This window comes from Flavihumibacter cheonanensis (genome assembly GCF_022352215.1).
Lineage (GTDB): Bacteria > Bacteroidota > Bacteroidia > Chitinophagales > Chitinophagaceae > Flavihumibacter > Flavihumibacter cheonanensis.
Genome location: NZ_JAKRWF010000001.1, coordinates 421,857 through 447,842, shown reverse-complemented (window position 1 = coordinate 447,842; position 25,986 = coordinate 421,857). Strand labels below are relative to the sequence as shown.

Genomic DNA, 25,986 nt, shown 5'->3' with positions numbered 1-25,986 from the left:
TATGCAACTTACGTTAAAGCGTATATTTTTTCTTCTTTTGACGGTATCTCTTACCAATTCAACTTTCCTTTTTGCACAACCTTTATCTGGTAACAAGGCCATCTCACGCCAGGACAGCTTACGGGGAAGCTTAAACGAAAATCGTACCTGGTGGGATGTGAAAAAATATACGATTTACGTGGAACCCAACTATGCAGCTAAAACCATCAAAGGGTATACGCAACTCAATATAGAGGTAGTAAAAAATCATGACCTGATGCAACTGGATTTGCAACAACCCATGCAGATTGATCGCATCGAATCAAATGGCCGACAATTTACCTATACCCGGGATGGGAATCACTTTTTTGTGAACATTCCAGGTGGATTTCCGGAAAGAAGCCAACAGACAATTGTGGTACATTTCTCCGGCAAACCCACTGAAGCCATTCGTCCACCCTGGGATGGAGGCTGGATCTGGAGAAAGGATAAGTCCGGAAATCCCTGGATGAGTGTGGCCTGCCAGGGGCTGGGCGCCTCGGTATGGTACCCATGCAAAGATCACCAGAGTGATGAACCGGAGCTTGGTGCAGAATTGCGAATTGTTGCACCAGAGGGATTAACCGCGGTTGGAAATGGCCGGCTGATCAACCAATCGGGCCTGGATAGTGGTCGGACAGTCTACACCTGGGAAGTCAAAAACCCGATCAATAACTACAATATCATTCCTTACATTGGCAAATACGCCCATTTTTCGGAAACCTTTGATGGTGAAAAAGGAAAACTGGACTGCGACTACTGGGTACTGGAAGAAAACCTGGAAAAAGCCAAAAAACAGTTTCAGCAGGTGAAACCCATGCTTCAGTGTTTTGAACACTGGTTTGGCCCTTATCCTTTTTATGAAGATGGCTACAAGCTGGTGGAATCACCCCACCTTGGCATGGAACACCAAAGTGCAGTTGCTTACGGAAACCAATATAAAAATGGCTACCTGGGCAATGATCTCTCCGGCACCGGTTGGGGATTGAAATGGGATTTCATCATCATTCATGAAACCGGGCACGAATGGTTTGGCAACAATATCACCACCAAAGACATTGCCGACATGTGGGTCCATGAAGGTTTTACCAATTACAGTGAAACCCTGTTCACACAATGTCAGAATAATGTGCAGGCAGGAAATGAATACCAGATTGGCAGCAGAAAAAACATAGATAACGATATTCCGATTATTGGTCCGTACGGAGTAAACAAAGAAGGCAGCGGTGATATGTATTCAAAGGGATCCAGTGTAATTCATACCATCCGTCAGATCATGGGTGATGATGAAAAATTCAGGCAACTGTTGCGGAGCCTGAATAAAACCTATTACCATCAGACTACGACCTCCGCTGAAATTGAAGCTTATATTAATCGCTTTGCAGGCAAAGATTTTAATAAAATTTTCGATCAGTATCTGCGTACCATCCAAATACCGGTACTGGAATACAAAATCCATAAAGGACACCTCTCCTATCGCTGGACCAACTGCGTGGCTGGTTTTGACATGCCCATAAAAGTGGTGTTCAATGAAAAACAGCATTGGATTCATCCGGGCACCGGATGGAAAAAACATCCTGGAAAAATAAAATCCGGACTATTGCCGGATTCCAATTTTTATATCACTGTAAAACAAATTCCCTGATCAAAGTCTCCCTGCACCTATAAATCGTTTGCGGTAATATTCTTCATTCAGATCACTGATGATTACCCCATTGGATGTGGATGCATGAACGAACTTGTTATTGGCCAGGTAAATACCTACATGAGAAACCCCTCCCCTTGTATTAAAGAAAACCAGGTCACCTTCCTGCAGATACTCAACCGGAATCTTTTGTGCCGCTTCATATTGTTCACGGGCAGTACGCGGAAGGGTTTTACCAAAAACGGAATTGGACAGGTTACAGGTAAATCCGGAACAGTCCACACCCTGTTTAGTGTTGCCACCAAACCTGTAACGGGTTCCATACCAGTCTTCTATAAATTGCAATAGGGATAAATTAGTCAGGTATTCCACCGGTTGATCCAACAACACAGCATATTTAAAATGCAATTCTGTACTGTTTTCAATGTTTCCGTATACACCAGCAGCCTTTGATTCAGCCGGTGATCCGAACCAGCCGGTATTGGGATGATTGGGATCAGAAGGGCCTTCTTCGCCAGGCGTCATTGAGATTCCATCAATAAAGCGAGGATCTCCGGGAACACTGGGTTTGGTTCGCTTTATAGTTGGCGATGCGCCACTGCTTTGCGAAGACTTCGTAGCACCACAGCTTGCCATTAGAAATGCAGCGCTGATTATATAAACAATTTTACTCAAGGATATCAATTTTAAAAACAACTGTGCAAAAATAACGAATTAGTATTTTACGGGCGGGTGGTAAAAATTTGTTACTTGCAGTACTATGTCCAGGTTTTCACATCTTCATTGCCATACCCAATATTCCCTGCTCGATGGTGCGGCCAATATCCAGTCTCTTTATAAAAAAGCGATCAAGAACAATATGCCCGCTATTGCCATTACCGATCACGGCAATATGTTCGGTGCTTTTGAATTTGTGTCCGAGGCCTATAAACATAAGGGAGAGGATGGCAAACCGCTTGTAAAACCTGTAGTGGGATGTGAGTTCTATGTAGTGAAGGACCGTCATCGCAAAACCTTTACCAAAGAACAAAAAGACGAACGGTATCACCAGGTATTGCTGGCCAAAAACGCAATGGGCTATCAGAACCTGATCAAACTAACTTCTCTCGGATATACGGAAGGCATGTATTCCAAGTATCCCCGCATCGATAAGGAACTTATTGAGAAGTATCACGAAGGACTGATCGCTACCACCTGTTGTATTGGCGCCTATGTACCTCAAACCATTTTGCACGAATCAGAAGAAGCGGCAGAAAAAGAATTCAAATGGTGGCTCGATATGTTTGGTGAAGATTATTTCATCGAACTGCAGCGCCATAATATGAAGGAACAGGAGCAGATCAACCAGATACTCCTGAAGTTTGCAAAAAAATACAATGTTCCGGTTATCGCAACCAACGATAGCCACTACACAGATAAGGACGATGCCAATGCGCATGATATCCTGCTTTGCATCAATACAGGCGAAAAGCAGAGCACGCCTGGCTTTGATGACTTTGTGAACGATGATGCAGCAGTAAAGAACCGTCGCTTTAAATTTCCCAATGATCAGTTCTACTTTAAGAGTACGGAAGAAATGTCGGCACTTTTCAGCGATATTCCGGAAGCGATTGACAATACAAATTTGATCGTTGACCGGGTTGAATTGCTGAACCTTAAAAAAGATATCCTGCTACCCGCCTTTCCGATTCCAAAAGAATTTCAGGTTCACGCAGATTCCAACCTCAACCAGTGGGAGTACCTCCGTCACCTGACATATGAAGGTGCAAAGATGCGATACACAGATATCACACCAGACATCCAGGAACGGCTCGACTTTGAATTGTTCACTATCAAGACCATGGGGTTTGCCGGCTACTTCCTGATCGTGAGTGATTTCATCCGTGCTGGAAGAGATCTCGGCGTATTTGTAGGACCAGGGCGTGGTTCAGCAGCCGGTAGTGCGGTTGCCTATTGTATTGGGATCACAAATATTGACCCCATCAAATACAACCTGCTGTTCGAACGTTTCCTGAACCCGGATCGTAAGAGCATGCCCGATATCGATACCGATTTCGATGATGATGGCCGCCAGAAAGTGATTGACTACGTGGTTCAGAAATATGGCAAAAACCAGGTGGCGCAAATCGTTACCTATGGTACCATGGCCGCCAAAATGAGTATCAAAGACGTAGCCCGCGTTTTGGATCTGCCACTTTCGGAATCGAATGCCCTGGCCAAACTGGTGCCAGAAAAACCGGGCATCGAACTGGGTCGGGTACTGAAAGCTCCGCTCACAGAAAAAGACGGAGAAAAATCACTGGAAGCAAAAGAACAGTTGGCACCAGAAGACATGGAGAATGTGCGCCAGCTTCGTGCAATTTACAGCGGATCTGATTTAAGAGCACATGTATTACAAGAAGCGGAACGCCTGGAAGGATCTGTCCGGAATACGGGTTTGCATGCAGCAGGTATCATCATCGCACCGGATGATTTGATGAACATCATCCCGGTTTGTACCGCCAAAGACTCTGATCTCCTGGTAACCCAGATTGAAGGCAGCATCATTGAGGATGCAGGTGTTATCAAGATGGACTTCCTGGGGTTGAAAACTCTGACCATTATCAAAAATGCCCTCGCCATGATCAAAGAGAATCATGGGGTGGATATTGTGATCGATGATATTCCATTAGACGATAAAGCCACGTTTGAACTTTATCAGCGGGCAGACACGATTGGTACGTTTCAGTTTGAAAGTCCGGGTATGCAGAAATACCTCCGCGACCTCAAACCCGACCAGTTTGCCGACCTCATTGCAATGAACGCTCTTTATCGACCGGGTCCCCTGGCCTATATCCCGAATTTCATCGACAGGAAACATGGCCGGGAAGAAATTGCTTATGATCTCCCGGAAATGGCCGAATACCTGCAGGAAACCTATGGTATCACCGTTTACCAGGAACAGGTAATGTTGCTGGCTCAGAGCCTCGCCGGATTCAGTAAGGGAGATGCAGATGTTCTTCGGAAAGCGATGGGTAAAAAACAAAAGGCGGTACTGGACAAAATGAAAGCCCAGTTTGTTGACGGAGCCATGAAAAAAGGGCATCCGAAAGACAAACTGGAAAAGATTTGGACCGACTGGGAAGCATTTGCTCAATATGCGTTTAATAAATCGCATTCCACCTGTTATGCATTTGTGGCTTATCAGACCGCTTACCTGAAAGCCCATTACCCCTCTGAATACATGGCGGCCGTACTCAATAACGCCGGCAGTATTGAAAAAATCACCTTCTTTATGGAAGAGTGTAAGCGCATGGGATTGGAAGTATTGGGGCCCGACATCAACGAATCGAAAAAGGGATTCGCAGTGAATAAGGAAGGTGCCATTCGATTTGGCCTGGGTGGATTGAAAGGCGTTGGAGAAGCAGCCGTGGATAGCATTATCAGTGAAAGAGCGCAGGCCGGTCCATACACTTCGATCTTCGACATGATCAAACGCATCAACCAGCGTTCAGTAAACAAAAAAACATTGGAAAGTCTGGCCTATGCAGGTGCGTTTGATTGTTTCCCCGAACTGCACCGGGCCCAGTATTTTTTTATCCCGCAGGGCGATACCAGCACGGGCCTCGAAAAGATCATCAAATACGGGAATATCTACCAGGCACAGTCGCAGGGTACTACTAACACCCTTTTCGGAGATTTGCCGGCAGTACTTGATATACCTGCTCCAAAAATCCCGGCCTGTGATCCCTGGTCTTTAACTGACCGGCTGGAAAAGGAAAAAGAAGTAACGGGCATTTTCATGAGTGGACATCCCCTGGATAATTTCCGGTTCGAGATGAAACATTACGGCATTATACCGATTTCGGAATTCCTGGAAGTGCTCGAAAGCACTACCCTACAGGCAAGTGGTAAGCAATACCGCCTGGCAGGTCTGGTACTGGACGGTCAACACCGGCAAACCCGTACCGGTAGAAGCTTTGGATCTTTGAGTGTAGAAGATTATTCCGGCAAAACGGAGATCATGTTATGGGGCGATGATTACATGCGATTCAAGGATTATCTCGAAAAAGGTAAGATTATTTTTGTAGTAGGGTCCTTTAAAAACCGATTCAATTCCGATAAATATGAATTTAAAGTAGAGCGGATCAGCCTTTTGGAATCCATCAAACATGGTATGACCAAGCAGGTAACGCTCTTTGTAGAACCCAGGCATATCACAGAGGAAATGATCAGTTTCCTCGAAGGGAACCTGGTCAAATATAAAGGCGGAAGCACTTCGCTGAGAATCAATTTGATGGATGTTAAGAACCAGCGGTTAACAAGTTTGTACAGCATGGGGCCTGGTCTCAATATGAATGACGAATTGGCGGTTTGGATTCAGGGCAGGCCGGAAATCGAGGTAAAAATTGACACTACTTAACAGTACTTAACAATTGGCTATGTCATAACAGCCCCTTTCAACCAACGGAACTATTTTTGCGTTTAAAGAGTTATCAAATAAACATCATAAAATACAGAATCATGGCTTTAGAATTCACCGATTCCAATTTCCAGACTGAAGTACTGGAGTCTGATAAATTAAGTGTTATTGACTTTTGGGCAGAATGGTGCGGCCCCTGCCGCGCTATTGGTCCGGTTATCGAAGAACTTTCCAAAGAGTACGATGGCAAGGTTAAGATCGGAAAAGTAAATGTGGACAACAACCCGCAGCTTTCCATTAATTATGGCATTACTTCCATTCCTGCCATCCTGTTTGTGAAGAATGGCCAGGTAGTTGACAAGCTGGTTGGAGCTCAACCAAAGTCCAATTTCGTAAAGAAAATCGAAGCTCATATCTGATAAAATTCAGATACAAAGAATAATAAGAGGTCTTCCATAAGGGGGACCTCTTATCTTTTATTGATCCGGGTCAATCCTGGCAGAATTTATTCGACGAATGGCGCTGAACCGCCGTCTACGGCATACTATTTGCCGTTTGAACGTCGTTCTAGATTAAGATTCATACCCTATGTCAAATCCAATCATCCGTAAAGGCTGGATGGTACTGTTTAGTGCTATCCTGTTAAATGCCTGTACAAAGCCCGATCTACAGGCTGATCTCCCGCCTGTAGGCAAATCCACAGAAACGGAACTGGTTACTATATCCCTTCAGGGGAGGATTACGGATCAGCAGGCTGCCCCGGTAGCTGGCGCAGTGGTACGTTCCGGAAATCATGTAACGACAACGGATATCAATGGAAATTATCGGTTTTCGTCCATCCAGGTAAAGCCCAACAGCGGATTGGTAGAGGTTTCAGTAAACGGCTTTTTCCGCGAGTACAAGGGGTTTGAGGTGATGCCTGAAACAGAACATTATGTACGGATGCAGTTGGAGCCCTTGAACAGCGGAATACGTTTTGCAGCAGCCAGTGGTGGATCCTATACCTTGCCATCGGGGTCAGGGATTGAGTTTGGTCCGGATGCTATGGCAGAGGCAGCCAATGGTCAGCAGTATGCAGGAACTGTACAAGTAAATGCGTTCAGTAAAGATGCAGATGAACCAGGCTTTTATGGAGTAATTCCCGGGTCCAAGGGCAGAGACTTACAAAACAAGGCAGTATCTATCCAATTTATTAGTGCCGTGGTTACCGAATTAACCGGTGACGCAGGTCAGCAACTTCAATTGAAATCAGGTAAGTCGGCTACTGTTCGTTTTCCCATTCCAGCTACAAAACAGATGAATGTGCCGGGAGCACTCTCTCTCTGGTCCTATGATCCCATCAGCACTGAGTGGAAAGAAGAAGGGAAAGCTCACCGCAATGGAAATTTTTATATCGCCCAGGTTCCCCATTTTTCAACATGGGCAGTAGGTACAGCTCTTCCAGCTGCCCCACTTAAAGCTACAGTTACCGATATAAGCGGTGAAGCTTTTTCATTTGCCCGTATTCAATTGTATACGGCGGATGGAAAACAACTGCTTGGCAGCCCTGTGCACACGAACAATAAAGGGGATCTGTTAATGAATGCACCGAGCAACCAGGCAATGGAAATCCGTATCATAAATTCCTGTGATGAAGTGTTGGCAAAACAGCAAATCAATACCGGATCTTCCAACAACTGGATTGGCACCATCAAGGCCGGTGCCACAGGCAGAAACAACCTGGTACTATCAGGAAAAGTACAAAATTGCAAAGCGGCTCCGGTTTACAAGGGCTGGGTGAATGTGGTAATTGATGGTCAGCAATACAAAGCCAGTATAAACAACGGTAATTTCCAATTGAATCTGATTCGCTGCTATAACACCAATACCTATGCGAAGATAACGGCAGTAGATGAAGAGGGTAACCAGGAAAGTAATTCAGTCATGATGGAAGTTTCCACCGGATCTGTTGATCTCGGATTACTGAGCACCTGTAATAAAAGAAACATGCAGTATATCAGCTATACGCTGAATGGTACCAATTATCTGTTGCAAGCTCCAACAGATTCATTGGTTCAGGCTAAAGGCAATAGTGAAAAAACCTATGTGATCAATTGTTACAAAGCAAATGACCCAACAACTGTTGCTTTCAGCCTGAGTTTTTCAGGGAATGAAAATCCCGGCGAATACCCGGTAACTACATTAAAGTTCAGCCAGAATAAAACACAGCTTACCAGTTCAGGTACCTGGCTGGTAAAAATCACCCAGTTCGGAAAAGTTGGAGAATACATTGAAGGAACTGCAAACGGGAATATGCGTGACTTGAGCAGCAATCGTACCCTACCCTTTAACTTTCGGTTTAAAGTAATCCGTAACCAGTAAGGTTTACATCAGGATACCGGCAATGGTAGCACTCAGGTAAGAGGCCAGGGTTCCGCACAGCAGGGCTTTTAATCCCAGCCTGGCGAGATCACTTCTTCTTCCCGGAGCAATTTCACCGATTCCGCCAATTTGCATACCAACCGAACTGAAATTAGCAAAGCCACAAATTGCAATACTTACAATAAGCAACCCTTTATCAGATACTACTGGTACAGATTGGTTGGTCAGGTTCTGAAAGGCCACGAACTCATTGATGGTAAGTTTTTGTCCCAGTAAGGTGGCCACATTGTCAACATCATCCAGGGGTACTCCCATGGCCCATGCGAAAGGATAGAAAATCTTTCCGAAAATATAATTAAGGCTGAGTTCAAATTCCGGGTTGAAAATATGTCCGATTTTGATCAGTACCCAATCGATACAGGCAATCACGGCAATAAAACCGATCAGCATGGCAATTACATTCATGGCAATTTTGAATCCATCGCCTGCACCATGTGAAATAGCATCTACCACATTGGTATAATGGCTTTTAACTTCCAGTTTAACCCTGCCCATGGTCTGGCTTTCTTCGGTTTCGGGGAATACAATTTTAGAAATTACCAGTGCGCCGGGAGCAGCCATCAGGCTTGCCATAATCAATTTGGGAGCAAGATCTAATCCGGCCTGGGCTCCCATATTGGCATAAACAACCAGAATCCCACCCGCAATACAGGCCAGGCTTCCACTCATACTGGCCAGCAGTTCACTTCGGGTCATGGTTTGTAAATAAGGGCGGATCATTACCTGTGCCTCTACCTGTCCAACAAATGCAGAAGCCACATTACTCAATGCTTCCGCACCACTTACCCGCATCACAAAATTCATGGCTTTGGCGATTACTGCCACAATACGCTGCATGATCCCAAAATGATAAAAAACGGCTACCAGTGCACAAACCAGGATGATCGTGGCCGTTACATTAAAGGCAAAAACAAATCCGCCTGCCACATAATTTCCCACTGTGCCATTGGGTTGATAGGTTGCAATGCCGCCATATACGAAGGATGCTCCCTGCCTGGCAAATATTTCAATCTTTTCCATGCCTTTCCCCAGCATTTGAAAAAATCGCGTTACAGCCGGTACTTTCAGTACCAGGATAGCAATCAGCAATTGCAAGGCAATTCCGCTGCCCACCACCCGTAAATTGATCTTCTTTTTGTTGTTGGAGAATAAATAAGCGATCCCTAAAATGAGAACGATACCAATGAGACCCTGGAATCGATGCATGAACAGCTGTTTTTAGTAGCAGCAAGATATATGTTTTTTCCATCCTTGGCTCCTGGAAGTTATATTTGTGTTTCGGCCAAGGGAAAAGCTGTTCATGCTCAAGAATTTATTTATTATCATTTGTTGTATTCAGGGTTTATTTGCTTCCCTTCAGGCGCAGCAACCCGTGATCCGATCGGGCATGGGCCAGAAGATTGGAAACACACCTACCATTCGCAACCTGGTCATCCCTCCCGGTAAGCAAAATACGATTGTTCGTGACCGGCATGGCCTACTTTGGAACCGGGGTAAACGCAAAGGTCCCCGACCTCCAAAAGATCCTACCGCGCTCTATCTCAAGGAAGATCCTTTGCGATTCGGGAAACCCGGAATGCAACCCAGACCGCTCTCCTCCTCCATCATATTATCGCCGGAAATCAGTGTAAATAGTGAAGGAATGTCAGCCGCAGAACTTACTCCGGCTGATCCGACACTTTGTGTTGGTCCCAACCATATTATCCAGATGGTGAACGGTCCCTCGGGTGCCTATTTTCAGGTGTTTAATAAAGCAGGGGCACAACTGACAGAGCCGGTATACCTGGATAACCTTACTCAGGGCTCAGGATACAGCGGAGCGGGTGATGGCATTTGTTTGTACGATCAGTACGCCAACCGTTTTGTGATGATGGAATTCGGCACCCCCGTTGGAAGCGGCGATATCAACACCCTGATTTTTTATGTTTCTCAAACCCCCGACCCGCTGGGTGCCTGGAATATTTTCAAATTTACCGACGCCAGTTTCTTTCCGGATTACCCCAAGATTTCGGTTTGGCCAGATGCCTGGTATGCAACCTCACGGGATTTCAGCTTGCCCGAGAACACCTTTGCAGGGAACTCCCTATTTGCATTCAACAAAACCCAGATGTTGAATGGTGAAACCAATATCCAGATGCAACGGGTTCGCCTGGCAGATGTGAATAAATACGATGGCATTGCGCCTGTGAATGCATTTGGCGCAGAAATGCCGGATGCCGGTAGCCCTGGTTTATTTGCTTACCGGAATGATGATGCCCGTACTACCCAATCAGATGTCGACAGTATTGGCCTGCTATCCTTTCAGGTAGATTTCAACAACGTAGCAAACAGCCGGTTAACGAATGCAGGCTCTATTTTAACTGCCCCCTTTAATACCACCATTTGCGAGGATGGCGGATATTTCCAGGCTTGTATTACCACCCCTGGCAATAACAATCGCCTGATGGCCACTACCAATTTTGTGATGGACAAACCCATTTACCGGCGGTTCCCTACACACGAATCCATCTTGATGTATCATACGGTAAACGCCGGTAGTCCGGGTGTGGCAGGTATTCGCTGGCATGAACTCAGGCGATCCGGATCAAGCTGGACCCTCCACCAGGAGGGCACTTATTCTCCTGATGCCACACATCGTTTTTATCCATCGATGAACATTAATGCGTTGGGACAAATTGCAGCCGTCTACAATGCTTCTTCCAGTACACTCTGGCCCTCTATCCGGGTAACCGGAAGAAATCAGAATGATGCACCCGGTACCCTGCCGGCGGATGAAACATCCATCGTAACCGGATCCGGTTATGGAACCTTTTCATCACGGTGGGGCGATTACAACATGATTGCACCCGATCCGGTGGAAGATTCGATTTTCTGGCTCACCTCCATGTACGGCTCCCAGGGTGGCTGGAAAACAAAAGTTGCCGCCATCAAACTGGCACCGAATAAAAACAACGATGCCAAACTTGCTGCGATCAACGCTCCTTTAAACGGTCAGATTTTTTGTACTGCAACTGGCTTACAGGCAACCATTCAGCTATCCAACAGCGGAAACCTCCCGTTAACCAGCGCACGTATTAACTGGCGACTCAACAATGGTGCGATTCAGTTTATCAATTACAACGGAAACCTGGCATTTGGCCAAACTGTAAATCTTCAACTACCCATTACTGCTAGTACTGAAGGAAATTACCGGCTCCAGGTATTTGTAAGTCAGCCGAACGGTGTGGCAGATGAGCGTAGTTTCAATGATAGTCTTTCGGTTGATTTTATTTTACAGCCACCGGTTACTGGAACTATTACGCAGGGATTTGAAGGGACCGGTTTCCCACCAACCCGCTGGAATGTGTTGAATCCAAACACCGGTAGCATTACCTGGGCACGCTCTACACTTGCCAGCAACAGTGGCACAGCTTCCGCCTTTCTGAATGTGTTCAATTATAACAGTCCGGGTGATCTGGATTACCTGATCGCACCCGCTATGCAACTCAATAATGTAGATTCCGTTATTGTTCGTTTTGCGCATGCTTATAAACCCTATTCCAACTCTGCCGAATTTGCAGACACCCTGATGCTGATGGCCTCCCTTGATTGCGGAAATAGTTTCACTGAACTAATCTGGAGGGAAGGAGGAGCCGGATTGGCATCTACCACCGGAACCACCGGCGATCTGAACTGGATACCAGCAGCAGGAGAATGGAGAAATAATCGTATAAGCATTCCTGTTAGTAGATTTAATGGTGCCGGAAATGTTCGTTTTGCATTTGTGAGCGTTAATAAATTCGGCCAGAACATATTCCTCGATGATATACAGTTGACCCCTTTCAGTTTGCCCTTGCGTGATCTTTCGGTACGCAGCATTTTGCAACCTGAAGACCGGCTCTGTTCAGCTCAATTTAGTCCGGTTATTGAACTTGTAAACAGCGGTCGGACCCCCATCAACAGTTTCCGGATCTTCTTACAACTGAATCAGGAGAACGTGGTCAGCAGAACCATTACCGGCCTCAACATACCCTCCGGAGCCAGTTTCCGTTTGAATTATGACAGCAGTTTTATTGGGTTTGCAAATGGAAACAATCGCTTTGTGGTTTATACAGACCAGCCCAATAACCAACCCGATCTGCTGCCAGCCAATGATACCCTTATCAGCAACTTTTTCCTTTTTGAAACAACCAGTTTACCAATTACGGAAAGCTTTGAACAGGGTAATTTTCCACCTCCCAACCTGGCAGTAAAAGGAAGGGAAGGTACTCCGGGCTGGCAGGTGGCTGCCGGACCTGCAACTACCGGATTGAGATCTGCCCTAATGAGGAATTATATCAACCCGGTTGCGGGAGACAGGGATGAACTTTTTTTACCGCCTATGCTTTCGGGAAACTTTGATTCGCTGTTCCTGAAATTTGGACTTGCCTACTTGTCCTCCAAACCTGCCGGAGCGCCTACAGATACCCTTGAAATCTGGCTGACGACCAACTGTGGGCGGGATTCTGTGTTATTGGTCAGCCAGTGGGGCCAGGAACTCCAAACCGTAACTGACCCCAATACACCCGGAACAGTAGAGTTTGTACCATCCCTTCGCAGTCACTGGCGGACAGATTCCATTGATTTGACTACCCTGGTTAGTTCGAATCAACCTTTCCAGGTATTTTTTAGGAATATCAACCAGCAGGGTAACAATCTTTACCTGGATAACATCCAGCTCTATAGCGTAACTTTGCCACCGATTTTAAAAGAGCAGGGGTACCTGGTAGTTCCGAACCCTACCGACGGGCAATTGGTGGTGCGGCATTATCGGGATCTTGAGAACCTTCGCCGCATTGAAGTTGTTAATACAGCGGGACAAATAATCTGGTCCGCTTCCTACAATGGGAATGCCAGTAGTTATATCCCGGTAGATATCCGCAGGCAGGCAGCTGGTACCTACTATGTGCGATTGATCTACACGAACAGAGCTCGAACTACGAAAATCATAAAGACCACCCGATAAGATGACGCAAGCAGTATTTGAACAACTTTATGGCAATCAGTCAGACAAACAACTGGAACGCATAGCTGAAAAGATTTTTGGAGGAGAAAGAATAAGCCCGGAAGAAGGGATACTGCTCTTCGAACAAGCAAGTTTACCCTGGTTAGGCGCACTGGCAAATCATGTACGCGAACAAAAACATGGTGATACCACCTATTTCAATCGCAACTTTCATATCGAACCTACAAATGTCTGTGTATTCAGCTGTAATTTCTGCTCCTATTCGCGGCTGTATGCGCATAAGGAAGAAGGTTGGGAACTGACAGCAGAGCAAATGCTGGATATTGTAAAAAAATACGATGGCCAGCCTGTAACGGAAGTGCATATCGTAGGGGGTGTGCATCCCAAACTGACCCTTCATTTTTTTGCAGACCTGCTGAAAAAGATCAAAGCGCATCGCCCCGATTTACATGTAAAAGGATTTACACCGGTGGAGTTGGATTATATGTTCCGCAAAGCAAAAATGAGCAGAAGAGAAGGCATGGAATTCCTGAAAGAAGCAGGCCTGCAATCCCTGCCTGGAGGTGGTGCTGAAATCTTTGCACCTGAAATCAGGGAACAGATCTGTGCTGATAAGGTAGACGCAGAAGGTTGGCTGGAAATTCACCGAATTGCCCATGAACTTGGAATGCACAGTAATGCAACCATGTTATACGGACATATCGAAGGGTTTCATCACCGCATTGATCATATGGAAAGGTTACGGCAATTGCAGGACCAGACTGGTGGATTCAACACCTTCATCCCGCTTAAATTCCGTAATAAGGATAATGCTATGAGTCATGTTCCTGAAAGTACGATTGTAGAGGATATGCGGATGTACGCGATAGCCCGCCTTTATATGGATAATTTCCCACACCTGAAAGCCTATTGGCCTATGTTGGGAAGAAACAATGCCCAACTCACGCTTTCATTTGGTGTGAACGATATTGATGGAACCATCGATGACTCCACCAAGATTTATTCCATGGCTGGCTCAGAAGAACAATCACCCACCATGACCACTACAGAACTTGTTCAACTGATCCGTCAGGCCAGAAGAAAACCGGTTGAGCGTGATACCTTGTACAATGTGATCCAGGATTATTCGGAAGCGGCGGTATAAGGTAGCAATCCCCATCTTCCTCCAGCCCATACGAGGCTGGCTTTCGACTTATACCATTTGGTCTTTAATTCAACCAGTTTCTGGAGTGATTCAAGTACTTTGTTTTCACGTGCATTAAGTAGGAAAAGGGTACTCTCTCCTACTTCGAAACGCAGACTTTCACCACGGAACAAACGAAGATAATTTTCGTAGGAATTTTCATTGATGCCGATTTGCTTTCGCAATGTCATGAGTTCATTGTAATAGTTCCGCACTTTGTTTTCGATCTCTAATCGAACCTGGTCAATTTCCAGGTTGGTTTGTCGGATTTTGATCTGTGCTGCCTGGTAGGCACCTCTGCCCTGGCGAAGGAAAAGGGGCATCTGAAAAGAAATCCCAACCTTATAATTGTTTTCCAGAAAAGCACGATCCACTTTATCCAGTACATTATAGCCTTTGTTCAGCAGATTGTATTTGAGATCCGCTTTGGGTAACAGACTTTGAAATTTCAGTCGCCGTTCAATTTCCTGAACTCCCAGTTTAAATTGATAGGACTGTAATTTGGGATGCTCCAGGCTGGCGGTCCGAACCAGTTCATCCAAAGCAGGTAAATCATTATTCCAGTCGTTGATCGCCATCCAGCTACTATCCGGAACAATGCGATCGTTCCAGGCAAAAGGCTGGCTTTCTTCCAGCCATAAATAATTGGATAGTTCCAGTCCGGCATTCTGAAACTGCAGCCATGCATCCGCTTCCATTAACTGGAACTGCTGTAATTGGGTAAGCGCCTCTGTTGTATCAATAGCTGCACGTAAACCCTGTTCTGCTTCAAGCCGGATAAATCGATACCGATCTGAATTAACCTGGACAGCATTATTCAGAATTTTATACACCTGGTAATTACGGGTCCATGCCCAATACACGGAAAGTGCATCATTGAGTAAATCATTGATCAGATTTTGTCGCTCTGCTCCTGTTTGATTCAGCATGATCTTTGCCTGCTGCAAAACTGCTCTTCGTTTATCCAATACCAGGTCTTTGGCAAGCGGTACACTAATCCCGAGATAACTGGTTTTACCAAGAGATCGTTCAATATCAGTACGAGTTCCAATAACTTCCTCCAGGCCGCCATAAATTTCAATTCCATACCAGGTTGGAATGACGATTTCGGGGTTGAAATAATTGTAGTACAACTGATCATCAAAGGTTTTTTTATCCCATCCTCCTGCTATCAGCGGATCAAATTCGCCCCGGCTTTCCCGGATAAATGCTTTGGCCTGGTCTACCTGCAGGTTGGCCTGCTGCAGGTAGGGATGGTATTTGCGAAGAATCGCTACTAATTCTGATTCACTCAAGGTGTACAATACAGAATCTGGGGACTGCGCCAGTCCGGTAAATGGAATGCCCTGTACCAGGCACATCAGCCAGATTATACTCCTAATCACTAAAACCCTCATGCAATTCAATTAGATCGATGATTTATCTTTCTTTTCTTCTTTTCCATTCTTCTGCGGAACATAATAATCGGGCGGGAAGCCATTGATATTACGCCAGAGTTCATACCAGATCGGAACATCTTTTAACAGCGCAATACCAATTGCACCTGTTCCCATCCGGAGTGTTTTTGGCCAGGGTTTATCTTTTGGATCCTCGGTAACCAGCACCCTGAATAAACCGTTCTCACTTACCGAACTTTCAACAGCAGTTATGATGCCACCAAATGTACCGTACGATGCCTGTGGCCAGCCGCTGAATACAATTGCAGGAAAGCCGTCAAATATAAAACGGACTTTCTGACCAGTTGCTACCAGGGGAAGATCAACCGGTTTTACAAAAACCTCTACTGCATATTGATAATTGGAAGGAACAATTTCTACCAACATCTCTCCTTCTTTCACAACTTCATTCAGTCCAGCTTTTCGCGCTTTGGTTACCTGCCCGTCTTGCGGCGCCAATACATAATACAATTGGTTCCGGATATCATAGCTTGTATAGAGATTTTCCAGTTTGGCAATATCTCCAATGCCGGAAGCAATTTGGGAAGAAGTAGTAAAGCGATCGCCTTCCGCTTTGGATATTTTCTCCAGATACTGCTGTCGTTCACCATTTAACTCCAACTGAAGCCTTGTTTGCTCCTGGATACTATTAGCAAGTTTGATTTCGGCACTGGTACGTTTGGCCATCGCGTCCTGAACCGCCTGGCTTCTTTGCTCCAATGATAACAGAGAGGCCACACCAGAATCATAGAGTACCCGTTGACGTTTGTACTGCTCCTGTTTGAATGCCAGGTCATTTTCTGCCGCCTGCAAATCCATACTGTCGCTCCGGATCTTGAATCGCTGTTGCTGAATTTTATTTTCCAGCTCACTCACTTTAAGTTCCAGGGCCTGCTGCAAAAACAGCAACTGCTGATTGATAGTGGTTACTTTGCCCTTGTAATTTTCTACCGCATCCTGCTTGGCAGAGAGCTGTTCTTTGGTACGCGAAACCAGGTTGGGATCAAGGTAATCCACTTTCACTTCCGCCAGTTGAAGAATAGTATCACCCTTATTGACGGTATCACCTTCTTTTACAAACCACTTTACAATACGGCCGCCGATGATGGCATTTAATTCCTGGGGCCGTTGTTCCTGGCGGGGTGTGGTAACTGCTCCCCTTGACCGAATGTTCTGTGTCCATGGTAAAAAAAGGCAAACTACAAGAAAGCCTAGTAACCCCAGGGTCCAGTATTTGACTTTACTGGGTCTGTTAATCATGTAAACAGACTCAAACGAAGCGAATTCCTTTCCCGGAGCCTGCCGGGTAATGATTTCTTTAACGTGTTCCATTGTTATCGTTGGTTATCTGTTCTTTGATTTCATTCCAGTTTCCAATATGACGGATACTTCCATCTTCCATATAAATTATTTTACTGCAGCTATTGGCAAATTCCTGATCATTACTCACAATGATGGCGGTAGTGGTTGGCATATCCTGCATCAGGTAATTCTTAATTCGCTGGGCATATTCAGATTCGAGTCCCAACCAGGGTTCTTCCAGAATTAAAAGTGATGGCGAGTTGATCAGCGCCCTCAATAATAATAGTTTATGAACTATTTTTTTGGGCAAACGCTCTCCCATCGGATTAATCATCATTTCCAACCCCTTTTTGGAATTTTTCAAAAAAGAACGGAGTCCCACTACTTCCGATAGCCGCATAATTTCCTGCATGGAAATCCTGTCATTGCCCATGGTAAGATTTTCGTACAAGGTGCCATCAAACAATTCCTGTGTACTAAGGAAAATGCCGGTTTTACTTCGGAAAGAAGCAAAATTATATTGCTCCAGGGGTATGCTGTTATAAGTAATCGTACCATCAAAAGGCTGGTAGGCACCACTTAATACTTTAATAAGGGTTGATTTACCAGACCCATTGATACCCATAACCTGCACTTTCTCGCCCGGATTCAGGTTAAAATTGATATTTTCCAAAACAGGAGGATGACCTTCCCGGTAGGAAAAACTCATGTTGTTAACTGCTATCTCAACACCCTTTGCACCAGGTACCAGTTCCCTGTTTCCTTCCTGCTCCAGCGGTTGATCAGTTACTTTCTCCAGCTTTTCAACGGAGGTAAGGATATCATATACGTTATCAATGTTGATGATCAACTTTTCCACGGAATTGATCACCAATAGAATGATGATTTCCGCTGCCACAAATTGCCCGATATTCAGTTGCTGGTCTACCAGCAGGATACTTCCCACGATCAGCATGGCGGCTGTAATGGCTATTTTAAACCCGATCAGGGCCCAATACTGTAATTTTAGAATTCGGAAATGGCGGGTACGGGCATCCAGGTAGCGGGTCACGATTTTATCGGTGCGTTGCAGATGTAAGGTAGAATCGCGTGAAAATTTGAAATTGGTTACAACCCTTGCTATTTCTTCCAGCCATCCGCCCACTTCATACTTGTGATTGCTTTCTTCCACACTGGTTTCCAATCCTTTTACACTGGTCATCCGGATAATAAAATAGACCACAGTAACAAATACCAGACTGAATAAAATAAAGATGGGATGATAGAAAGAAAGCAAAATCAGACCAAAAATGATTTGAATCGTAGCCGTTGGAAAATCAAGCAGCAATTTCGCCAATCCTTTCTGCAGAGTGGCAATATCAAAAAACCGGTTGGTCAGTTCCGGAAGAAAATAACCATCTACGCTTTTCAGATTCAGCCGGGGGATGGTTTGAGCGTATTCAAAGGAATATCTTACAAAGACCTGTTGTTCAATTTTTTCAATCAGCTTCATTTGGTTAACCTGGAAAAAGCCATTGAAGAAAACCCCCATCACTACCATTATGATCAGGATGACAATGGAGGTGGAAATGGCTCCTCCTAAAACAAAGCTAACAATGGACTGAATACCAAGTGGGAGTGAAAGCTGGACAAGGCCATTAAGAATAGCATAAAAATAAATGGCTGAAATATCCTTCTTTTGAAAGCGCAAAATCTTCAATATCCTTTTTACAGGATTCAATCCAGGTTTAGCCATAGCTACAGGTCATTTACAAGTTTCGTTCAAAGAGAGTTCCGGCTGCAATAACAGCAATTCAACAGAATTGTTGATCAACATTCAGGTAAACTTAAAGGAATATTAACAGCCAGGCCACCATCGGCTGTTTCCTTGTATTTACTGTTCATGTCGAGTGCTGTTTCCCACATGGTTTTTACCACCGCATCCAACGATACTTTGGCAAAATCGGGCGCGCTTTGTAAGGCAAGTTGGGATGCAGTAATTGCCTTGATTGCCCCCATAGTATTTCGTTCTATACAGGGTACCTGAACCAATCCTCCGATTGGATCGCAGGTTAGTCCCAGGTGATGCTCCATCGCGATTTCTGCCGCCATCAGGGCCTGGCGTTGCGTTCCGCCCATACATTCAGTAAGTGCGGCGGCGGCCATGGAAGAAGACACCCCGATTTCAGCCTGGCATCCGCCCATTGCAGCTGAAATGGTAGAGCCTTTTTTGAATATGCTTCCTATTTCAGCCGCAGTCAGTATAAATTGATAAATGGATTCTTCAGATCCATTACAGAATACCTCATAATACTGCAACACTGCCGGAATTACTCCGGCAGCCCCATTTGTTGGGGCTGTTACTACGCGTCCAAAAGAAGCATTTTCTTCATTCACCGCCAGCGCAAAACAGGATACCCAGTCGAGAATGTATTTAAAATCATTTCCTCCGGCCCGGATTGCTTCCACCCACTGTTCATAGCCCTCATAGGGCCGGTTTCTTAGGAGTTTCTTATTTAATGCAGCAGCTCTTCGTTTTACCTGCAAACCACCAGGCAAAACACCTTCTGTGTGACATCCTCTGTACATACAGGATTTCATCACCTCCCAAATCTGCATTACACCATCACGTGTTGCTTTTTCGGGTCGCCAGGCGGTTTCATTTTCTGCAACGATCTCATGTATGGAGAGCCCTGTTTTACGGCACCAGTGCAGCAGATCTTCTGCTTTATCGATAGGGAAAGGAAGCTCCACCTGGTCGCTTCGTTTTGCTTCCACCCCTTCCTCTACTATAAAACCTCCGCCAATGGAATAATAGGTGGCAGATATATTTCTGCCGTCTTTCAGCAGCGCATGAAAACTGAGTGCATTGGGATGTGCTGGCAGAAATTCCTGCATATGAAATTTCAACTGTCGCGACAGGTTAAAAGGCAAAGCCTTTACGCCATTCAGCTGCAGTATTCCATTGTTTCTTACTGCTGCAATTTTTTGAGTAATGGAATCAATTTCGCAACTCACCGGATCTTCGCCCATGAGTCCCATTAAAACAGCTACATCTGTACCGTGACCTTTTCCAGTTTTGGCAAGTGAGCCATACAGATCCACCACCAGGTCTTCAATAAGCGCAGGACCACCCTGCTCTTCAATTTGTTTCAGGAATGCAAGCGCTGCACGCCAGGGCCCCAGTGTATGTGAACTGGAAGGCCCTACGCCAATTTTAAAAATATCAAATACAGATATCGGCTCGTAAGACAAGCAGGCTAATTTTGATCGAAATTAGGGAAATCCGGAGGCTTAGTAAAAGTCTACCAGTTCAACCTCAAAATAGAGGATAGAATTGGCGGGAATGTTTCCATTATCGCGACAACCGTAGGCAAGCGCAGATGGTACCACCATTTTGATCTTGCCGGTCTTTTTGAGTTTTGGAATAGCAATCTGCCAGCCGGGTATCAGGGTAGCCAGTCGCCAGCCGGTGCGGTTCGGATCATTCTGTGAGTCAAATACGGTACCATTGGTCAGTTTACCGGTGTACTTAATAAAGATCTGAGAATTAAGATTGGGTGACCCTCCTGTACCCGGGTCAACTATTTCATAATACAGGCCTGTTTCATCTTTTACACCATTGATGTTATTAGCTGTATTGTAGGCGAGAATAGCCTGCTCTTCATTAGCAGGGGGAACAACTGTGCAACTGTTATTATCATCGGACTTATTACAATGCCAGCTGCTCACTGCCACTAAACAAACTCCCAGGAGTACGATTATCTTTTTCACCATTTCCCAAATTTTTGCGCGAATATAGATATTGATACTGGTATAGACCAGCAAAGGGTAGGATATGTTGCATGGAAAGGTGAAAAGTGAAGGGTGAAAGGTGAAAGAAAGTGAAAGGGAAAAAGGTCAAAGGAGAAGAGGCAAGACATAGGTGGGATGGATAGGTTGAGTTCCTTCTCACATCTCACGTCTCACGTTTGACGTCTGAAATCTCACGTCTCGGAGGATTCGCGGTCTTGCTGGACTTTGAGTTCCCGGTAGCGCTGCTCGTATTGATCCCACTGGTATTGTTTGTAAAAGATGGCCATAAAAGTGATAATGGCCAAAATGGCGATGATCAGAATAAGCGGACTGCTTTGGCTGCCGGCTACCATTCCGGCTCTTTTATACCAGCCCAGGGCATAATTCAGAAAAATGGGAACAGCAAACAACAGGCCAATTGGAAGGCCGATCAGCCACTGCCGGAACGTCTTTTTCTGACGGTCGCGGTTTTGCTCCCAATAAATAATAAAATCTTTTTCTTCTTTTGTAAGCATTCCTGGCTTTTGGCAAAAATACAGCTCTCCGCTCTTTTTTACTTAATTTGTGCTTTAACCAATATTCGATTGCATTGAAAATTGATCACCTCATCACACAATACTTATACCAGCAGAAGCAACTGAGTTTACCAGGCATTGGTACGTTTACTATGGAAAACGGGGGTATTCAGTTCAGCAATTCGGCAGATACGGATCTGAATCCGGAACTGGTGGAGTTTATCAGAACCCACACAGGTAAAATGACCGCTCTGGCGAAATCCGATCTGGAGTCCTATATTATGCTAAACCGTCAATTTCTCAATATCGGCAAGGCTCTTTATATGGAAGGAATTGGTACGCTGGTAAAAGCGAAAGAGGGCTCCATTGAATTTACGCCTGGTGACATGGTAATGGAGCGACTGGATGAGCGTATGCCGGAGACCAGAAAAACTTCGGTATTTGAGGAAAATCCGAGATATGATGGGGGATCAGGAAATGGAAGGAAATGGGCGATCTTTTTGGGCATCGCAGCCACACTGGGCATCGTGATCTGGGGAGGATGGAAATGGTCGCAGAAAGGAGCAGCAGAAAAAGAAATCACAGAAACAGTAACCAGCATTCAGCCGGAAGCGGTTCCGCAAACCGATACCACAGCCGTTGCAATAGTTGATTCAGTGAGTCGCCGCCCCCTGATTGATACAACCAGGTTAAACGCTGTTACAGCAGCCAATCGCTATAAATTCATCATTGAAACCACTAATAGAAAAGCAAGGGCGCTGCGTCGGTACAATCAGCTCATCGACATCAAAAGTGGTGTAAAAATGGAGACGACAGATTCTGTCACCTTCAGGCTCTATTTTTCACTGCCTGCAACCGTTGCTGATACGGCGCGGATCAAAGATTCCCTGCGGATTTTTTATGCAAGCCGACAGGTATTGGTAGAAAAGGAAGGAAATTAATCAGAACGCGTTCTTATCACCTTTTACAGAAAGAAAAGCGGTCATTAGGATGATTTTCATATCCAGCAGGAGAGTCCAGTTTTCCATGTACCAGATATCATGCTCGATACGCTTTTGCAGAAAGAGGTTGTCGGTGATCTCACCTCGAAATCCGTTGACCTGTGCCCAGCCGGTAACTCCGGGTTTCACAAAATGACGGATCATGTATTGCTTGTAAATATTGGCGAAATCTTCGGTATGCTTGAGCATGTGCGGACGCGGGCCTACAACCGACATATCTCCCATAAATACATTAAAAAACTGTGGTAATTCATCCAGGTTCGTTTTCCGCATAAACCGTCCGATTTTGGTAACGCGGTCATCATTGCGGGTAACCTGTTTTTTGTTGGCATCATCATTCATCCGCAAACTCCTGAACTTGATACAGAGGAAAGGCTGGTTGCTTTTACCGGATCGCATCTGCGTAAAAAATACTGGACCTTTTGAACTCAGTTTAATCAGTATGGCCATAATAGGAATCAGCCAGGATAAGAGGAATAAAATAACCAGGCTGCTGAATGCGATATCAAAGAGTCTTTTCTTAATCCGGTTGCCGGTATCTTCCAGTGGTTCATTGCGAAGTGATAAAACTGGGATATTATCAATGAAATCCACGTAGATATTGCGATTGACAAAGATTTTATAATCCGGAACAAAACGGAAATGCACAAACTGGTTTTCGGCCTGTTTGGCTAACTCATACAAATCCGGGAAGTGTTCAGGTGCCAGCGTAGAATAGATTTCAGTTACCTTATTTTCAAGTACAAAAGGCATTACATCAGTCAGATTTCCCTTAATTGGAAAATTCTCATCACGCACTACTCTTTCCTCGTCTTCGAAACAGCCGGCAACATGAACAAATTTGGACTCTTCCCGAAAGTAACGGAGCAAGCGCTTTGAGTTGTCATTGTAACCAAGAATCACTACATTTTTCTGAAGACGGAACCTGCTCCGGAGAAAAAAGATCAGGATATTAAATGCGATTCTGTTGATTGTCAGGAGACCGGCAAAACCACCAACCACCACGAGAATATATAACCTAGAATAAGGGAAATGATAAATAAACGTGAAGAAGAATAATATGAGCAGCGTTATCAGATAAGCCTTAATAGTTCGTTTGCTGAAACCTTCAAAATCCAGCCAATCCTGTGCCAGATAAAGTCCGGTCAAATAAGTAGATGCTATCCACGCAAGGTTGATGACAGCAAAAAAAACATGATAGGGTGCCTGGCTAAACGCTTCTGCCCGTTTTATAAAAAAACCTGCCAGTATCAAAACCAGATTTAGGGAAAAGATATCCCAAAGCCATAACATGGTTCTGTAAAAAACGTAGGAGAGTCTGTTCATGAATTATAAAGTTCTTCCAGTTTTTTAACGATCCGATCCGACGTTTTTCCATCCCACAGGGGAGGAACAACCCCTGTTTTCCAAGCCCCCTTCATTATTTTTTCAAGATACGGTTCCAATTTGGTGGGATCTGTACCAATGAGTTCATTGGTACCCATCGTCACCGTTTCAGGCCTTTCTGTAGAATCCCGCATCGTCATACAGGGTACATGCAAAACTGTAGCTTCCTCAGTAATGCCACCTGAATCCGTAATCACAGCCAGCGCATTTTTTACCAGGTATATAAATTCAAGGTATGGCATGGGTTCTGCCAGCACTAGTTTTTCATTCTGAAAACCGATACTGTCTAGAATTTTTTTTGTTCTTGGATGCACGGGGAACACAACTGGCAAATCACCGGTGCAACGCATAATGGTATCCAATAAGTGATTCAGGTTGGCCGGATCATCCACATTCGCAGGACGATGCAAGGTTAGCAAGAAATACTTCTTTTCCTGTAATGCAGCTGCATTCCAAAGTTCAGGTTGTACCAGTCTGTTAAGATTCTGGTGCAGCGTATCAATCATCGTATTGCCAACAAAATGAATGCGGTTGTCAGCCACACCTGATTTGCGAAGGTGTTCATTGGCAACTTCACTGGTAGTAAAAAAATGATCCGTAATGGAATCCGTCACAATCCGGTTGATTTCCTCAGGCATGGTCATATCTCCGGACCGGATACCCGCTTCCACATGTACAGCATCAATACAAAGTTTTTTAGCTGTTATGGTACAGGCCATAGTAGAGGTTACATCTCCTACCACCAGGATTAGATTGGGGCGATGCTCCTGGAGTTCTTTTTCAAATCGCACCATGATGGCTGCAGTTTGCTCGGCCTGGCTTCCACCTCCTGCCTCGAGGTTGGCATGCGGTTCCGGAATTCCCAATTGTTCAAAGAAGTCAGCACTCATCTTTTTATCGTAATGCTGGCCAGTATGAACAAGCCGGTATTCGATAGACGCACCTGCCGCTTTACGACAATGGATTGATTTAATGATCGGTGCAATTTTCATAAAGTTGGGGCGTGCACCCGCAACAATGGTAATTTTCATGTACGAGTATTAAGGGGTAGTAGTGTAAACCTGGTCATATTTATGAATCAGGGATACTGTATCATTGATATTTGTCCTCGAAGAAGCACCAAACAAAATGGATTCTATATTCGGTAATCCGCATACGTATTCGATTGCTTCTTTCGGAGACACTGCTCCTCCGGCAAGTACCTGCATGGCAATGGCCCGGAACTGCCGGGTGCGAAGGGTTTCTTCGTACAACTCCTTACCACCTGACATACGGAATCCGACCTTGTTGATAGATGCACAAATTATCGGGTTCTTAACACCACCTTCTTCCAGCATATTTAACAAAGCAGGCATGTTCATCGTAATAAATCCGGCTTCCGCATTGTACTTCTTTTTCACATAATCATGAAAGGCAACCAGGATATCTTTCATGCCCAATCCAAGTAACAAATCAGTAACTACGTTCTGTAAAAAAATAACAGGTGTATTGATGCCCTTGAACATTTTCATTTCAGCATCAATCAGTAATTCCATGATGGAAAGAAAATCCTTAGACAGGAAGGCTACCCCTCCCTTGAATAGGGAACCAAAAAAGTTACCGGGAACATATTGTTTGATGGTACCCATGATGCCCAATTCCGTAACAGCATTGGCATACTTATGCGCATAAGGCATACAGGGATAAATCTTGAAATCCTTATATTTTTCCGGTTGCTGCCGGATCACCTCGCAAATATTGGCTATCCGGTCGTGGGTAGTACACATAAAGGTCTGGATGCCCGCTTCCATAGCATGATCCAGCGTCTTAATGATGGCAGCATCATCCTTAAAGCGGATAGACTGCGCCATCGACTTTTCATCTGAAATATGGTTGACCGCAAAAAACTGGTTATCTCCGAATAATATTCTTTCCATCTT

The 25,986-nt window shown here is 45.0% G+C and carries 18 protein-coding genes; 7 read left to right on the top strand and 11 right to left on the bottom strand.

Annotated elements, in window-relative coordinates; genetic code table 11:
- The first annotated feature begins 1 nt into the window (after nucleotide 1).
- Complete coding sequence (locus MD536_RS01975; protein ID WP_239595181.1) at nucleotides 2-1,663, top strand: M1 family metallopeptidase; 1,662 nt, start codon at nucleotides 2-4, stop codon at nucleotides 1,661-1,663.
- Here MD536_RS01975 and MD536_RS01970 read toward each other — a convergent pair whose 3' ends face one another.
- Complete coding sequence (locus MD536_RS01970; RefSeq protein WP_239595178.1) at nucleotides 1,664-2,338, bottom strand: C40 family peptidase; 675 nt, start codon at nucleotides 2,336-2,338, stop codon at nucleotides 1,664-1,666.
- An 85-nt stretch (nucleotides 2,339-2,423) separates the two neighbouring features.
- Here MD536_RS01970 and dnaE point away from each other — a divergent pair, with 85 nt between their 5' ends.
- The 3 genes from dnaE to MD536_RS01955 all read left to right on the top strand — a co-directional run bounded on the left by dnaE (nucleotide 2,424) and on the right by MD536_RS01955 (nucleotide 8,426).
- Complete coding sequence (gene dnaE, locus MD536_RS01965; protein WP_239595177.1) at nucleotides 2,424-6,065, top strand: DNA polymerase III subunit alpha; 3,642 nt, start codon at nucleotides 2,424-2,426, stop codon at nucleotides 6,063-6,065.
- A gap of 101 nt (nucleotides 6,066-6,166) precedes the next feature.
- A complete protein-coding gene (gene trxA / locus MD536_RS01960; RefSeq protein ID WP_234865768.1) occupies nucleotides 6,167-6,484 on the top strand; it encodes a thioredoxin in 318 nt (105 codons plus the stop codon).
- Between the two features lie 169 nt (nucleotides 6,485-6,653).
- On the top strand, nucleotides 6,654-8,426 hold the full coding sequence (locus MD536_RS01955) for a carboxypeptidase-like regulatory domain-containing protein (protein ID WP_239595174.1): 1,773 nt from the start codon (nucleotides 6,654-6,656) through the stop codon (nucleotides 8,424-8,426).
- 3 nt (nucleotides 8,427-8,429) lie between these two features.
- On the opposite strand, the gene MD536_RS01950 is transcribed toward MD536_RS01955, so the two are convergent.
- Complete coding sequence (locus MD536_RS01950) at nucleotides 8,430-9,692, bottom strand: NupC/NupG family nucleoside CNT transporter (RefSeq protein ID WP_239595172.1); 1,263 nt, start codon at nucleotides 9,690-9,692, stop codon at nucleotides 8,430-8,432.
- Nucleotides 9,693-9,786: 94 nt separating this feature from the next.
- On the opposite strand from MD536_RS01950, the gene MD536_RS01945 reads away from it, so the two are divergent.
- Together MD536_RS01945 and mqnE are read left to right on the top strand one after the other, a co-directional pair.
- On the top strand, nucleotides 9,787-13,470 hold the full coding sequence (locus MD536_RS01945) for a T9SS-dependent choice-of-anchor J family protein (RefSeq protein WP_239595170.1): 3,684 nt from the start codon (nucleotides 9,787-9,789) through the stop codon (nucleotides 13,468-13,470).
- A gap of 1 nt (nucleotide 13,471) precedes the next feature.
- Entirely contained in the window at nucleotides 13,472-14,614 is a 1,143-nt protein-coding gene (gene mqnE, locus MD536_RS01940) for an aminofutalosine synthase MqnE (protein WP_239595167.1), read from the top strand.
- Here the strand turns inward: mqnE and MD536_RS01935 are convergent.
- The 6 genes from MD536_RS01935 to MD536_RS01910 form a co-directional block, all read right to left on the bottom strand.
- A complete protein-coding gene (locus MD536_RS01935) occupies nucleotides 14,593-16,050 on the bottom strand; it encodes a TolC family protein (protein WP_239595165.1) in 1,458 nt (485 codons plus the stop codon). The genes mqnE and MD536_RS01935 overlap by 22 nt on opposite strands.
- 9 nt (nucleotides 16,051-16,059) lie before the next feature.
- Nucleotides 16,060-17,421, bottom strand: a complete 1,362-nt coding sequence (locus tag MD536_RS01930) for an HlyD family secretion protein (RefSeq protein WP_239595163.1) — start codon at nucleotides 17,419-17,421, stop codon at nucleotides 16,060-16,062.
- On the bottom strand, nucleotides 17,408-19,126 hold the full coding sequence (locus tag MD536_RS01925; RefSeq protein WP_239595162.1) for a peptidase domain-containing ABC transporter: 1,719 nt from the start codon (nucleotides 19,124-19,126) through the stop codon (nucleotides 17,408-17,410). The genes MD536_RS01930 and MD536_RS01925 overlap by 14 nt, the downstream gene beginning before the upstream one ends.
- A gap of 74 nt (nucleotides 19,127-19,200) precedes the next feature.
- The gene (locus MD536_RS01920; protein WP_239595161.1) at nucleotides 19,201-20,625 is read right to left on the bottom strand and encodes an L-serine ammonia-lyase; all 1,425 of its coding nucleotides are present in this window, start codon (nucleotides 20,623-20,625) and stop codon (nucleotides 19,201-19,203) included.
- Nucleotides 20,626-20,664: 39 nt separating this feature from the next.
- Nucleotides 20,665-21,147 (bottom strand): FKBP-type peptidyl-prolyl cis-trans isomerase, encoded by a 483-nt coding sequence (locus MD536_RS01915; protein WP_239595160.1) that lies wholly within the window; start codon nucleotides 21,145-21,147, stop codon nucleotides 20,665-20,667.
- Between the two features lie 209 nt (nucleotides 21,148-21,356).
- Nucleotides 21,357-21,680 (bottom strand): hypothetical protein, encoded by a 324-nt coding sequence (locus MD536_RS01910; RefSeq protein ID WP_239595159.1) that lies wholly within the window; start codon nucleotides 21,678-21,680, stop codon nucleotides 21,357-21,359.
- Between the two features lie 74 nt (nucleotides 21,681-21,754).
- Here MD536_RS01910 and MD536_RS01905 point away from each other — a divergent pair, with 74 nt between their 5' ends.
- Nucleotides 21,755-22,621 (top strand): hypothetical protein, encoded by an 867-nt coding sequence (locus tag MD536_RS01905; RefSeq protein WP_239595158.1) that lies wholly within the window; start codon nucleotides 21,755-21,757, stop codon nucleotides 22,619-22,621.
- Here the strand turns inward: MD536_RS01905 and MD536_RS01900 are convergent, their stop codons facing one another.
- The 3 genes from MD536_RS01900 to MD536_RS01890 are packed head-to-tail and all read right to left on the bottom strand — an operon-like array spanning nucleotide 22,622 to nucleotide 25,983.
- Nucleotides 22,622-24,007, bottom strand: coding sequence for an undecaprenyl-phosphate glucose phosphotransferase (locus MD536_RS01900; protein ID WP_239595156.1), 1,386 nt, complete (start codon nucleotides 24,005-24,007; stop codon nucleotides 22,622-22,624).
- Complete coding sequence (gene wecB / locus MD536_RS01895; protein ID WP_239595155.1) at nucleotides 24,004-25,098, bottom strand: non-hydrolyzing UDP-N-acetylglucosamine 2-epimerase; 1,095 nt, start codon at nucleotides 25,096-25,098, stop codon at nucleotides 24,004-24,006. Before wecB ends, MD536_RS01900 begins: the two co-directional genes overlap by 4 nt.
- A 9-nt stretch (nucleotides 25,099-25,107) precedes the next feature.
- Nucleotides 25,108-25,983, bottom strand: coding sequence for an aldo-keto reductase family protein (locus tag MD536_RS01890; RefSeq protein ID WP_239595153.1), 876 nt, complete (start codon nucleotides 25,981-25,983; stop codon nucleotides 25,108-25,110).
- Nucleotides 25,984-25,986: the final 3 nt, after the last annotated feature.